We start from the raw sequence: 13,047 nt of genomic DNA on the forward strand, positions 1-13,047 counted from the left end.
CTTTGTGTCCCTTATTGCGCCTGCCACAGAATGACAGCCGCCGTTACCAGCAAGTTGATGAGCGTCAGCGGCAGGCAAACTTTCCAGCCGAAGGACATTACCTGGTCATAACGCGGACGCGGTAACGACGCACGAATCAAAATGAACATCATCATGAAGAACGCGGTTTTCAGCGCGAACCAGACGAATGGCGGTAAGAACGGGCCATGCCAGCCACCGAAGAACAACGTTACCATCAGCGCGGAAACGGTGACGATGCCGATGTACTCCCCCACAAAGAACAGACCGAATTTCATCCCGGAATATTCGATGTGGTAACCGTCCGCCAGTTCCTGCTCGGCTTCCGGCTGGTCAAACGGGTGACGGTGACAGACCGCTACGCCCGCGATGGCGAAAGTAACAAACCCAAAGAATTGCGGAATCACGTTCCACAGATGCGCCTGGTTATTGACGATATCGGTCATATTAAATGAACCGGCCTGCGCCACCACGCCCATCAGGGAAAGACCAAGAAACACTTCGTAGCTCACCGTCTGGGCAGACGCACGCATCGCGCCCAGCAGCGAGTATTTGTTGTTGCTCGACCAACCGGCGAACAGCACCGCGTAAACCGCCAGACCGGCCATCATCAGGAAGAACAGAATCCCGATGTTTAAATCGGCCACCACCCAATTAGGGCTAACCGGCACAATGGCGAAGGAGAGCAGCAGCGAAGTAAACGCGATCATCGGCGCCAGGGTAAAGATGACGCGATCCGAGAATTTCGGGATCCAGTCTTCTTTAAAGAACATCTTGATCATGTCCGCGACCAGCTGGAGCGAGCCGCCCCAGCCAACGCGGTTTGGTCCATAACGGTTCTGGAACAGACCCAGCAGACGACGTTCGCCAAAGCTCATGAAGGCCCCGCAGGTGACGACCACCAGCAGAATCACCACCGCTTTGAGAATGCTCAGCAGGATCTCAATCAGATCCGGTGTAATCCAACTCATTGTTGCGCCTCCCGCAGATCCTCAAGACGCGCGCCAGCCAGAACCGGCGCGATGCCAGGCATACCCATCGGCAGCCCTACCTGCCCTGCCGCTAACCCTTCAGAGATTTCAACCGGCAGCGTCACCGTATTGCCATCGTAGCTAAAGGAGACGCGCGTCCCGGCATTAACGCCCAACTTCGCGGCATCCGCCGGGTTAAGTTTGATATACGGCTGCGGCATACGGCTCTGGAAGACCGGAGAACGCTGAGACAATTCGTCGCTGCCAAACAGGTGGTAATACGGCGCAATACGCCACTGACCGTCCTGCGCCTGGAAGCTTGCCGGCACGGTAGTGAAATAATCCAGACCGCCCTCAGTCGCTTCAATCAGACGCACGCCCGGATCGCCGTGACGCAGTTTGCCGCCCACTTCATCCTGGAATTTGTTCCACGCCTGCGGGGAGTTCCAGCCCGGTGCCCAGGCGAACGGAATTTCAGATCGCGGGGCAGTCGGTTGGTTATTCCCTTCCATTGAGAAGGCGAACATGGTGTCTTTATCCTGCGGCTGACGTGGTTCATGCACGCTGATATTGGCGCGCATCGCCGTACGGCCACTGTAACGATGCGGTTCGCGCGCCAGCTTCTGCCCACGAATGCGGAAGGTCGCATCCGGCGCGGCGTCTTTAATGCCGGCAAATTGCGGCATGGCGGCAATGACCGCGTCGATCACATGGTCAAGCTGTGTCCAGTCCACTTCGCGGTTTTCGACGGTGCTGTGCAGCGAATGCAGCCAGCGCCAGCTTTCCAGCATAATCGTCTTGTTATCGTAGTAGGCCGGGTCATAAACCTGGAAGAAGCGCTGCGCGCGGCCTTCGTTGTTGATGACCGTACCATCGCTTTCGGCGAAGCTTGCCGCGGAAAGCACCAGATGCGCGTTTTCCATAATCGCCGTGCGCTGATGGTCAACCACCATCACCAGCGGCGCTTTGGCGAGCGCAGCGTTCACGCGCGTAGCGCTTGCATGACGGTGGAGATCGTTTTCCAGCACCACCACCGCGTCCGCACTGCCGGTTTCCAGCTCGCCCAACGCATCATCAAGCGAACCGCCGCCCATCATACCCAGCCCCATGCTGTTCACGGAACGAGCAATCATAGTAATACCGACGTCGGCGCCACGGCCTTTCAGCGCTTTCGCCACGTTGGCGGCCGCCTGAATCACCTCACTGCTACCGGCGTTAGTGCCGGAGATAATCAGCGGTTTTTTCGCGCCGGCCAACGCCTGCACAATGACATCAATTTTGTTTTGTAAGTCGCTGTCGATACCGTCAACCGCAGGCGCTGTATTGTCCAGCGCATGAGCAATCGCAAAGCCCAGGCGCGCCTGATCTTCCACCGGCGCGCGATAGGTCCAGGCGGCGATATCATCCAGACGGGTGCCGTCCACGTTGGTCACGAACAGCGGATGTTTGGCACGCTGGCCGATGTTAAGGATGGCCGCAATCTGCCAGTCGGCTACTTTCTGCGCCGCCGCCATTTCACGCGCTTTACCTTTCACCGCCTGGCGTACCGCCAGCGCAACGCGCGCGCCGGTCTGGGTAACGTCTTCGCCCAATACCAGTACCGCGTCATAAGATTCGATTTCCCGCAGCGCCGGGGTGTAAATTCCGCCTTCACGCAACACTTTCAGCGCCAGTTGCAGACGTTCCTGCTCGCCGCGCGCGATACCGGTGTAGAAGTTTTCCGCACCAACCAGCTCACGCAGCGCAAAGTTGCTCTCAATGCTGGCGCGTGGCGAACCGATACCGATCACTTTCTTCGACTGGCGCAGAATATCCGCCGCGCCCTGCATCGCCTGCTCGGCGTTGAGAGTAATAAAGTCATCGCCACGGCGCTGAACCGGCTGACGCGGACGGTCTTTCAGGTTCACATAGCCATAGCCGAAACGACCGCGGTCGCAGAGGAAGTAGTGGTTAACGGTACCGTTGTAACGGTTTTCGATACGGCGCAGTTCGCCATAGCGCTCGCCCGGGCTGATGTTACAGCCGATGGAACACTGCTGGCAGATGCTCGGCGCAAACTGCATGTCCCATTTACGGTTGTAACGCTCGGAGTGCGTTTTATCGGTGAAAACGCCGGTCGGGCAAATCTCGACCAGGTTACCGGAGAATTCGCTTTCCAGCGTACCGTCTTCCGGACGCCCGAAGTAGACGTTGTCATGCGCGCCATAGACGCCCAGATCGGTGCCGTCGGCATAATCTTTGTAGTAACGCACACAACGGTAGCAGGCGATGCAGCGGTTCATTTCGTGAGAGATGAACGGCCCCAGATCCTGGTTGCGGTGGGTACGTTTGGTGAAACGGTAGCGGCGGAAACTGTGCCCCGTCATCACGGTCATATCCTGAAGATGGCAGTTACCGCCCTCTTCACAAACCGGACAGTCGTGCGGGTGGTTAGTCATCAGCCACTCCACCACGCTTTCACGGAACTGTTTCGCTTCTTCGTCGTCAATAGAGATAAAGGTACCGTCGGTGGCTGGCGTCATACAGGACATCACCAGGCGACCACGCGTATCTTCCGCGTTTTGGTATTGCTTCACCGCACACTGGCGGCAAGCACCGACGCTTCCCAGCGCCGGGTGCCAGCAAAAATACGGAATATCAAGGCCCAGGGACAGACATGCCTGTAGCAGGTTGTCCGCGCCGTTGACCTCGTATTCTTTGCCGTCTACATGAATCGTAGCCATTAGCATGCTTCCAAATTAAAAATCGTTAACTCACCAGCGCTCTTTGAGCAGGTTCGGCTGAATACCATTGATTAAATGGGTATTACTGAACGGCTGCTTGATGCCAGCTTCGAATTCTTCGCGGAAATACTTAATTGCGCTTTGCAGTGGCTCAACCGCGCCCGGCGCATGCGCGCAGAAGGTTTTACCCGGTCCGAGGAAACGACACAGTTGCTCAAGTGTCTCGATATCCCCCGGCTGGCCTTCGCCACGCTCCAGCGCGCGCAGAATTTTCACGCTCCACGGCAACCCGTCGCGGCATGGCGTACACCAGCCGCAGGATTCGCGGGCAAAGAACTCTTCCAGGTTACGCACCAACGATACCATGCCGATTTCGTGGTCTACCGCCATCGCCAGCGCGGTGCCCAGACGGCTGCCTGCTTTACCGATGCTTTCGAACTCCATCGGCAGGTCAAGATGCGCCTCGGTCAGGAAGTCGGTTCCCGCCCCGCCCGGTTGCCAGGCTTTGAATTTCAGGCCATCGCGCATACCGCCCGCGTAATCTTCTAGAATCTCACGCGCGGTGGTGCCGAACGGTAATTCCCACAGGCCCGGATTCTTCACGCGGCCTGAGAAGCCCATCAGCTTGGTACCCGCATCTTTGCTTTTCGAAATGTTCTGGTACCACTCCACGCCGTTGGCGAGGATTGCCGGGACGTTGCACAACGTTTCGACGTTATTCACACAGGTCGGCTTGCCCCATACGCCGGAGGTCGCCGGGAAGGGCGGCTTGGAGCGCGGGTTCGCGCGGCGGCCTTCGAGGGAGTTAATCAGCGCCGTTTCTTCACCACAGATGTAACGCCCTGCCCCGGTGTGGACAAACAGTTCAAAGTCGAACCCGGTGCCCATGATATTTTTGCCAAGCAGCCCGGCCTCGGTTGCTTCAGCAATCGCACGGCGCAGATGTACAGCCGCTTCGATATATTCGCCGCGCAGGAAGATGTAACCACGATACGCTTTCAGCGCGAACGCGGAGATCAGCATGCCTTCCACCAGCAGGTGCGGCAGTTGTTCCATCAGCAGACGGTCTTTATAGGTGCCCGGCTCCATTTCATCGGCGTTACACAGCAGGTAACGGATGTTCATGGATTCATCTTTCGGCATCAGGCTCCACTTCAGACCGGTGGAAAAGCCCGCGCCGCCGCGCCCTTTCAGACCGGCGTCTTTTACCTGGCTGACGATTTCATCCGGAGACAGGCCGGTCAGCGCCTTACGCGCGCCTTCGTAGCCGTTTTTGCTACGATATTCATCCAGCCAGACCGGCTGTTTGTCATCGCGCAGACGCCAGGTCAGCGGGTGGGTTTCGGGAGTACGGATAACGTTTTTCATTTATACCGCTCCAGTAGTTTAGGAATGGCTTCCGGGGTCAGATGGCTGTGAGTATCCTCATCAATCATCATGTTCGGCCCTTTATCGCAATTCCCCAGGCAGCAGGTCGGCAGCAGCGTAAAGCGACCATCAAAGGTCGTCTGCCCCGGTTTGATGTTGAGATTTTTTTCCAGCGCGGCCTGAATCCCCTGATAGCCGGTGATATGGCACACCACGCTGTCGCAGTAGCGAATCACGTGGCGACCGACCGGCTGACGGAAGATCTGGCTGTAGAATGTGGCGACGCCTTCGACGTCGCTCGCCGGAATACCCAGCACATCGGCAATAGCGTAGATCGCGCCGTCCGGCACCCAGCCACGCTGCTTCTGAACGATTTTCAGCGCTTCAATGGACGCCGCACGCGGGTCTTCGTAGTGGTGCTTCTCGTGCTCTATCGCTTCACGCTCTGCCGCACTCAGCTCAAAAGCCTCGGTTTGTGGTTGTTGATTCTCGTGCATAATTAGCGGTCCACATCTGACATAACAAAATCGATACTACCCAGATAGACAATCAGGTCGGAAACCAGGCTACCGCGGATCGCCGAGGGAATCTGCTGCAGGTGCGCAAAGCTCGGCGTGCGCACGCGGGTACGGTAGCTCATAGTGCTGCCGTCGCTGGTCAGGTAGTAACTGTTAATCCCCTTCGTCGCTTCCACCATCTGGAAGGACTCCTGCGCCGGCATCACCGGGCCCCAGGAGACCTGCAGGAAGTGGGTGATCAGGGTTTCGATATGTTGCAGCGTGCGCTCTTTCGGCGGCGGCGTGGTCAGCGGGTGATCCGCTTTGAACGGGCCTTCCGGCATGTTATCGAGGCACTGCTGAAGAATGCGCAGACTCTGGCGCAGCTCTTCCACTTTCAACATCACGCGGGTATAGCAGTCGGAAACACCGCCGCCCACCGGCACTTCAAAGTCAAAGTTTTCGTAGCCAGAGTATGGACGCCATTTACGCACGTCGAAGTCGATCCCGGTCGCGCGCAGCCCTGCGCCGGTGGTGCCCCACTCCAGCGCTTCTTTCGCGCCGTAAGCGGCAACGCCCTGCGAACGCCCTTTCAGAATGGTGTTACGCAGCGCGGCTTTCTCGTAAGAATCCAGACGCTTCGGCATCCACTCAAGGAACTCTCGCAGCAGGCGATCCCAACCGCGCGGCAAGTCGTGCGCGACGCCGCCGATACGGAACCAGGCCGGGTGCATACGGAAACCGGTAATGGCTTCCACCAGGTCATAAATTTTCTGCCGGTCGGTAAAGGCAAAGAAGACCGGCGTCATCGCGCCGACGTCCTGAATAAAGGTCGAGATGTACAGCAGATGACTGTTAATCCGGAACAGTTCGGAGAGCATCACGCGGATGACGTTCACACGATCCGGGACGGTGATCCCTGCCAACTTTTCTACCGCCAACACGTACGGCATTTCATTGACGCAACCACCGAGGTATTCGATACGGTCGGTATAGGGAATGTAGCTATGCCAGGACTGGCGCTCGCCCATTTTTTCGGCGCCGCGATGGTGATAGCCGATATCCGGCACGCAGTCGACGATTTCTTCGCCGTCAAGTTGCAGGATAATACGAAACGCACCGTGCGCGGACGGGTGGTTCGGGCCGAGGTTGAGGAACATAAAGTCCTCGTTGTCAGTCCCGCGCTTCATCCCCCAGTCTTCCGGCTTAAAGGTCAGCGCTTCCATTTCCAGATCCTGCTTAGCTTTGGTCAGCTCAAACGGGTCGAATTCGGTCGCGCGCGCCGGATAATCTTTACGCAGCGGATGGCCTTCCCAGGTTTGCGGCATCATGATGCGCGTCAGGTGCGGGTGGCCTTCGATATCAATGCCAAACATCTCCCAGGTCTCACGCTCGTACCAGTTGGCGTTAGGGAAAAGTTTAGTGAAGGTCGGCACGCGCAGGTCGTTTTCAGACAACGCCACCTTGAGCATGATATCGCGATTACGCTCAATGGAAATCAGGTGGTAGAAAACGGAAAAATCCGCGGCGGGTAACCCGTCACGGTGCGTACGCAGGCGTTCATCCATGCCGTGTAAGTCAAACAGCATGACGTAAGGTTTCGGCAGTTTCTTTAAGAAATCGCCAACCTCCAGTAGTTGTTCACGCTTGACCCAAACAACGGGGATACCGGTGCGGGTCGCCTGAACGGTAAAGGCATCCGGCCCAAAACGGTTGCGCAGTTCGCCGATAACCGGATCATCAAGATGATCGCGGGTACTCCATGCAGCGTCTTGCGCGGTTAAGTCGGTCATATTGTTCACCATTGCAAATGGTCCGTGGTGGTCGGCAGTGCTTCGCGCTATTAAAATAGTGGTTAGCGAAGTGAAGTGCTGCTGCCGACAGGCGCAAATTAAATCTCGTCCGGGGTACGCAGGTTCGTGACGGCAATACGCTCGCCGCGTTTACGTTCGCGTTCTGGCTGCATATTGGCGCGATACACGCCCTGATCGCCCACCACCCATGAGAGCGGACGGCGCTCTTTGCCAATCGATTCTTGCAGCAGCATCAACGCCTGCATATACGCTTCCGGACGCGGCGGACAGCCAGGGATATACACATCCACCGGGATAAACTTATCAACGCCCTGCACTACCGAATAAATATCGTACATGCCGCCGGAGTTGGCGCAGGCGCCCATAGAAATGACCCATTTTGGCTCCAGCATTTGGTCATACAGACGCTGAATAACCGGGGCCATTTTGGTAAAGCAGGTACCGGCCACCACCATCAGGTCAGCCTGACGTGGCGACGCACGCAGCACTTCCGCGCCGAAACGGGCGACGTCATGCACTGCGGTAAAAGAGGTCACCATCTCTACATAGCAGCAAGAAAGGCCGAAGTTGTAGGGCCAAATTGAGTTTTTACGGCCCCAGTTAACCATGTCATGCAGTTTGCCCATGAACACGTTTTTGTTAACTTCCTGCTCCAGGGGGTCAGTTACGATCTCCTGTTTTTGCAGGGGGTAACGGTCATTCTCACCGTTAGGATCTATGCGGGTGAGCGTATAATCCATCTTAATGCCTCGCGGTTAGCGTTGACGATTAGCGATACTGTTCGTTTCCGGGTTCATACGCTCGCGGCGTGAACGCGCGGGCGTCCAGTCCAACGCGCCAATACGCGCCAGATAAACCAGACCAGCCAGTAACACAAAAATAAAAATTGCAGCTTCCACAAAGCCAACCCAGCCGCTTTCGCGGATAGAAGTCGACCATGCGAACAGATACAGCGCTTCAACGTCGAAGATAACGAAGAACATGGCTACCAGGTAAAACTTGGCAGACAAGCGTAAGCGGGCGGTGCCGACCGAGTCGATACCTGATTCAAACGGAACGTTCTTGTGCCTCGCGCGTGCGCGACCGCCCAAAAACCAACCGCCTACCAGCATCAGGCAGCACAGGCCAATGGCAACGATAAGAAAGATAGCGAATGCCCAGTGATGAGCGATGACTTCAGTGGATGTTGACATACTCATTGCTTACTCATCAAAAGTAGCGCCAGTTTCTCTGCTCTTTACGGCAGATGGGCGCCACATCGATTCATGGGGAGGAATAAAAAAAACCCTACAATTACTGTAGAAAATGATAAAAACAGCTAATTGATGTGGTTTTTTACTCCTTTCTATAACCTTTTGTCAACTTTAACAAAAGTTCCTTCACATTAATTTACATCAATTCATCACCATTAACATTAAGTGCCATCCTGGAGTAAATGACTCTTCGGCCAGGGGGGATTTTATGTTGTTGAATCGTGTCCGTTGTGAAGCAAAAGAAATAACACACACCTATTTTGACAGGAATTTGTGAAGATGCCTCCCCCTAAATGGGAGTATTTTCTTGATCTGTGACACGCTTTTGTTAATTCACCCCCTAAAACAGCAACAATTTCTCTAGTTTTTTAACATGCAAATTCATAAAATGGATGTTCTGGTTATTTTTTACCCACATTGAACTGCGAATCGCTACTGGCTGATTTACCGCAACTTTTACAATTTGTGCGGTTAAGCGCGTACAGATGGGAACAAAAAAAGAGCCACTGAGCGTTTTTTCATCGCCAGCGGCTCTTTTTTACATTTACGACTTAGCGCCTTTTGCCTGCGAGCTACTCAAAACCCCCTTCCACCATCAGCGGATCATCTCCGCCCTCTGCAGAAAACTGGTTGTAATGCCATGGGTTTTGATAGCTTTCCATCGCATGGAAAATCACCATCGCCAGCTCGTTCTGGCTATTGGGATCGCGGCACAACAGATATTCCGTATCCGGCAAAGGCGGTAATCCGTCTGCGGCGCCCAGCACGCGAAGGTCGGGACTCATCATTTCGACAGGTCGAGCCGTTACGCCAAGACCGGCTTTAACGGCCGCGCGTACCGCCGGTAATGTAGACGCCACATAGGCCAGCCGCCAGGGAATACCCGCTGCATTTAGCGTCTCCAGCACCATATCGCGGAATGGGCTGGGATCGTCCAGCAGGACTAATGGTACGGGCTCTCCCCTTTGCAAAACATACTCAGCCGCACAATACCAATGGGTGGGCGAGGTCCGCAAATTCAGACAGTCCAGCGAATTAGGTTGGTTAGTCGTCACCACCAAATCTACTTCCTGCGATTTAACCATGTCCACCATATAGGCGTTGCGTTTTACCCGTACATCAAGCGCGAGTTTCGGATAAACCGAGCTGATTCGGCTAAGCAAAAAAGGCAGGATAGTATCAGCTGATTCATCAGAAGCGCCGATTGTTAACACTCCCTGAAGATTACTGAACATTAATGATGAACACGCCTCATCATTAAAACGCAGGATTTTTCTGGCGTACCCCAGAAGCTGGATACCGTGTTCGGTCAAAAGTTTGTTACGACCATGGCGGGCGAACAATTCCTTTCCCACGAGTTGCTCAAGACGCTGCATTTGCTGACTGACCGCAGACTGAGTACGACATACCGCCGCCGCCGCCGCGGCGAAGGTGTTCAGATCGGCAACGGCCACGAACGTTCTCAGCAGATCGAGATCGAGGTTAATTATCGGACGATTTGCATTTATCATAATTTTTCACTTACTGGCGGGTCATATCGGGCTGACCTGGTTAATGCTGTGCATTCAGAAACAAGCAATTCCATTTGTAATGTGCATCCTTCGCAGTACCGCCTGGTTACCCAGGTAAATGTTAGAATGTAATTGAAAATACGACCAAAACACTTCTCTTACTTACTGATATAATACCAAATGCAACTGATCGGGATATATCAAAGAGAATGTGTCATACCTTTAGGCGTCTACAGATTTCTGCTAATGATGGACGTGTAAATCTTGTAACAGCGTCAAATAGTTTACCGAGACGCACAGATACAAAAACAATATATTGAACAATAGGTTATGTATAAAATCGCGTCATGATAATTAGCAGACAACGCAGACTACGCAGACTACGCCCCCGTTTCGGATCATTATCTTAACCTAAAACCGCTATATTTATAAGTATTATTACGAATAATCTTAACCTGGGATATGTTATACTAATCGGATCAGAAAGATATTATTACGACTTTAGTAAATGCTTTTTAAATATTAAATAATAATTAATTAAGATTTCTACCATTCATTAATTATACTTAACAATAGTTTCACACCCTCCGCCGCCGGAAAGGTCTAACCTTCTCATTTTACCTTTAATACTCAGTATTTCCGAAATAGCCAGCGCGACACTAATGATGAATGCTTATCTCTCATAAAACAGATAATTTCTGACAACATAAAAAACCACATTACGAGCAATCACATAGAATAAAACACTATACATACAGACAAAAATAGAAAATGCATCTAACCAAATGATTTTATGAAGTTTTAAACAGTACGAAAGCGCGTTAAAAATAAACAAAATCTTCTTCTGTTCACTCTTCAAAACTCACCGTCGTGGGAGTACATTGTTTCGTGCTGACTTCCACGGCAGGGAGTGGCAATAACAGCTAAAAGGTCAAGATTCATGTCCCCCATTGAAAAATCCAGCAAACTCGAAAATGTCTGTTATGACATTCGTGGCCCCGTTCTGAAAGAAGCGAAACGCCTTGAGGAAGAAGGTAATAAAGTTCTTAAACTGAATATCGGCAACCCCGCCCCCTTCGGATTCGAAGCGCCGGACGAAATTCTGGTCGATGTCATTCGTAATTTGCCGACGGCGCAAGGATATTGCGACTCGAAAGGGCTTTATTCCGCCCGTAAAGCAATTATGCAGCATTATCAGGCCCGTGGAATGCGCGATGTAACCGTGGAAGATATCTATATCGGTAACGGCGTTTCCGAGCTGATCGTTCAGGCGATGCAGGCGTTGCTTAACAGTGGCGATGAAATGCTGGTTCCCGCGCCCGATTATCCGTTATGGACAGCGGCGGTATCGCTCTCCAGCGGCAAGGCGGTACATTATCTTTGCGATGAATCTTCCGACTGGTTCCCGGACCTTGACGATATCCGCGCCAAAATCACCCCACGTACGCGTGGTATTGTCATTATTAATCCAAACAACCCTACTGGCGCCGTCTATTCTAAAGAATTGTTGATGGAAATTGTCAACATTGCGCGCGAGCATAATCTCATCATCTTCGCCGATGAAATTTATGACAAGATTCTCTATGACGATGCCGAGCATCACTCTATCGCCGCACTGGCGCCTGATCTGCTGACCATCACCTTTAATGGGTTGTCTAAAACCTATCGCGTCGCCGGCTTCCGCCAGGGCTGGATGGTGCTGAACGGGCCGAAAAAACATGCGAAGGGCTATATTGAAGGACTGGAGATGTTAGCCTCAATGCGCCTGTGCGCCAACGTCCCGGCGCAACATGCTATTCAGACCGCGCTCGGCGGCTATCAAAGCATTAGCGAATTTATTCTGCCGGGCGGCCGACTGTATGAACAGCGTAACCGCGCCTGGGAGTTGATTAACGATATCCCCGGAGTTTCCTGCGTAAAACCGCGCGGCGCGTTGTACATGTTCCCCAGGATCGACGCTAAACGTTTTAATATTCACGACGACCAGAAGATGGTGCTGGACTTCCTGCTACAGGAAAAGGTGCTGCTGGTGCAAGGTACCGCCTTTAACTGGCCGTGGCCGGATCACTTCCGCATTGTGACGCTACCGCGTGAAGATGACCTGGAGATGGCCATCAACCGCTTTGGGCGTTTCCTCTCAGGTTACCATCAATAATCTTAAATTCAGGCTACTTCGGTAGCCTGAATTGCATCTTCATCCCCCTCCCCGCACAATGAAGTCTGCCGCAGTGAAAACAAAAGGTAATCTATGAAGCAGAGCCATTTTTTCGCCCATCTCTCCCGCATGAAGTTGATTAACCGCTGGCCGCTGATGCGTAACGTGCGTACGGAAAACGTCTCCGAACATAGTCTGCAGGTGGCGATGGTCGCCCATGCGTTGGCGGCGATAAAAAACCGTAAATTTGGCGGTCAGCTCAATGCTGAACGCATCGCGCTTCTGGCGATGTATCATGATGCCTCGGAAGTACTGACCGGCGATCTGCCGACGCCGGTAAAATATTTTAATTCCCAGATAGCCCAGGAATATAAAGCGATCGAAAAAATCGCCCAGCAAAAGCTGGTTGATATGGCGCCGGATGAATTGCGCGATATTTTCGCACCGCTTATTGATGAGAATGCCTGGAGCGAAGAAGAACAGGCAATCGTAAAACAGGCCGATGCGCTTTGCGCCTACCTGAAATGCCTGGAGGAGCTATCGGCGGGAAACAATGAGTTTGGACTGGCAAAAACGCGGCTGGAAAAAACGCTGGAATTACGTCGCAGCCAGGAGATGGACTATTTTATGGCGGTGTTCGTACCAAGTTTCCATCTCTCTCTTGACGAGATAAGCCAGGATTCACCGCTTTAAACGGTTGTGCCGGATGACGACGTCAACGTCTTATCCGGCCTGGA

Annotated in this window: 11 protein-coding genes; 2 read left to right on the plus strand and 9 right to left on the minus strand. The window is 53.4% G+C overall.

Going from position 1 to position 13,047, the window contains the following annotated elements; translation table 11 throughout:
• Positions 1-11: 11 nt before the first annotated feature.
• From nuoH to lrhA, 9 genes are all read right to left on the minus strand, one after another.
• Entirely contained in the window at positions 12-989 is a 978-nt protein-coding gene (gene nuoH / locus J4645_RS16830) for an NADH-quinone oxidoreductase subunit NuoH (protein WP_000118515.1), read from the minus strand.
• Positions 986-3,712 carry an NADH-quinone oxidoreductase subunit NuoG gene (nuoG, locus tag J4645_RS16835; protein WP_001528469.1) on the minus strand — a complete coding sequence of 909 codons (2,727 nt, stop codon included), beginning with the start codon at positions 3,710-3,712 and terminating at the stop codon, positions 986-988. The genes nuoH and nuoG overlap by 4 nt, the downstream gene beginning before the upstream one ends.
• A 30-nt stretch (positions 3,713-3,742) precedes the next feature.
• Positions 3,743-5,080 (minus strand): NADH-quinone oxidoreductase subunit NuoF, encoded by a 1,338-nt coding sequence (gene nuoF, locus J4645_RS16840; RefSeq protein WP_000800048.1) that lies wholly within the window; start codon positions 5,078-5,080, stop codon positions 3,743-3,745.
• Positions 5,077-5,577: an NADH-quinone oxidoreductase subunit NuoE gene (nuoE, locus tag J4645_RS16845; protein WP_023214994.1), complete on the minus strand. Its 501-nt coding sequence runs from the start codon at positions 5,575-5,577 to the stop codon at positions 5,077-5,079. The genes nuoF and nuoE overlap by 4 nt, the downstream gene beginning before the upstream one ends.
• A gap of 2 nt (positions 5,578-5,579) precedes the next feature.
• Positions 5,580-7,382 (minus strand): NADH-quinone oxidoreductase subunit C/D, encoded by a 1,803-nt coding sequence (gene nuoC / locus J4645_RS16850; RefSeq protein ID WP_000247855.1) that lies wholly within the window; start codon positions 7,380-7,382, stop codon positions 5,580-5,582.
• An 86-nt stretch (positions 7,383-7,468) separates the two neighbouring features.
• Positions 7,469-8,131, minus strand: a complete 663-nt coding sequence (nuoB, locus tag J4645_RS16855) for an NADH-quinone oxidoreductase subunit NuoB (protein WP_000386728.1) — start codon at positions 8,129-8,131, stop codon at positions 7,469-7,471.
• A gap of 15 nt (positions 8,132-8,146) precedes the next feature.
• Positions 8,147-8,590 carry an NADH-quinone oxidoreductase subunit NuoA gene (gene nuoA / locus J4645_RS16860; protein ID WP_000062993.1) on the minus strand — a complete coding sequence of 148 codons (444 nt, stop codon included), beginning with the start codon at positions 8,588-8,590 and terminating at the stop codon, positions 8,147-8,149.
• Between the two features lie 394 nt (positions 8,591-8,984).
• Positions 8,985-9,131, minus strand: a complete 147-nt coding sequence (locus J4645_RS16865) for a hypothetical protein (protein ID WP_031607651.1) — start codon at positions 9,129-9,131, stop codon at positions 8,985-8,987.
• An 85-nt stretch (positions 9,132-9,216) separates the two neighbouring features.
• On the minus strand, positions 9,217-10,155 hold the full coding sequence (gene lrhA / locus J4645_RS16870; protein ID WP_023136804.1) for a transcriptional regulator LrhA: 939 nt from the start codon (positions 10,153-10,155) through the stop codon (positions 9,217-9,219).
• Positions 10,156-11,095: 940 nt separating this feature from the next.
• Between lrhA and alaA the strand changes: the two genes are divergently transcribed.
• On the plus strand, positions 11,096-12,310 hold the full coding sequence (alaA, locus tag J4645_RS16875; protein ID WP_000074540.1) for an alanine transaminase AlaA: 1,215 nt from the start codon (positions 11,096-11,098) through the stop codon (positions 12,308-12,310).
• A gap of 93 nt (positions 12,311-12,403) precedes the next feature.
• Positions 12,404-13,003, plus strand: a complete 600-nt coding sequence (gene yfbR, locus J4645_RS16880) for a 5'-deoxynucleotidase (RefSeq protein WP_000813882.1) — start codon at positions 12,404-12,406, stop codon at positions 13,001-13,003.
• Positions 13,004-13,047: the final 44 nt, after the last annotated feature.

It is taken from the genome of Salmonella sp. 32082101201600294FB01SM01, assembly GCF_017572865.1.
GTDB classification, from domain to species: Bacteria; Pseudomonadota; Gammaproteobacteria; order Enterobacterales; family Enterobacteriaceae; genus Salmonella; species Salmonella enterica.

What these genes read in the sequence shown, in the direction of transcription:
- nuoH (WP_000118515.1), bottom strand. Translation starts at nt 989, where the DNA reads ATGAGTTGGATTACACCGGATCTGATTGAGATCCTGCTGAGCATTCTC.
- nuoG (WP_001528469.1), bottom strand. Translation starts at nt 3,712, where the DNA reads ATGGCTACGATTCATGTAGACGGCAAAGAATACGAGGTCAACGGCGCG.
- nuoF (WP_000800048.1), bottom strand. Translation starts at nt 5,080, where the DNA reads ATGAAAAACGTTATCCGTACTCCCGAAACCCACCCGCTGACCTGGCGT.
- nuoE (WP_023214994.1), bottom strand. Translation starts at nt 5,577, where the DNA reads ATGCACGAGAATCAACAACCACAAACCGAGGCTTTTGAGCTGAGTGCG.
- nuoC (WP_000247855.1), bottom strand. Translation starts at nt 7,382, where the DNA reads ATGGTGAACAATATGACCGACTTAACCGCGCAAGACGCTGCATGGAGT.
- nuoB (WP_000386728.1), bottom strand. Translation starts at nt 8,131, where the DNA reads ATGGATTATACGCTCACCCGCATAGATCCTAACGGTGAGAATGACCGT.
- nuoA (WP_000062993.1), bottom strand. Translation starts at nt 8,590, where the DNA reads ATGAGTATGTCAACATCCACTGAAGTCATCGCTCATCACTGGGCATTC.
- lrhA (WP_023136804.1), bottom strand. Translation starts at nt 10,155, where the DNA reads ATGATAAATGCAAATCGTCCGATAATTAACCTCGATCTCGATCTGCTG.
- alaA (WP_000074540.1), top strand. Translation starts at nt 11,096, where the DNA reads ATGTCCCCCATTGAAAAATCCAGCAAACTCGAAAATGTCTGTTATGAC.
- yfbR (WP_000813882.1), top strand. Translation starts at nt 12,404, where the DNA reads ATGAAGCAGAGCCATTTTTTCGCCCATCTCTCCCGCATGAAGTTGATT.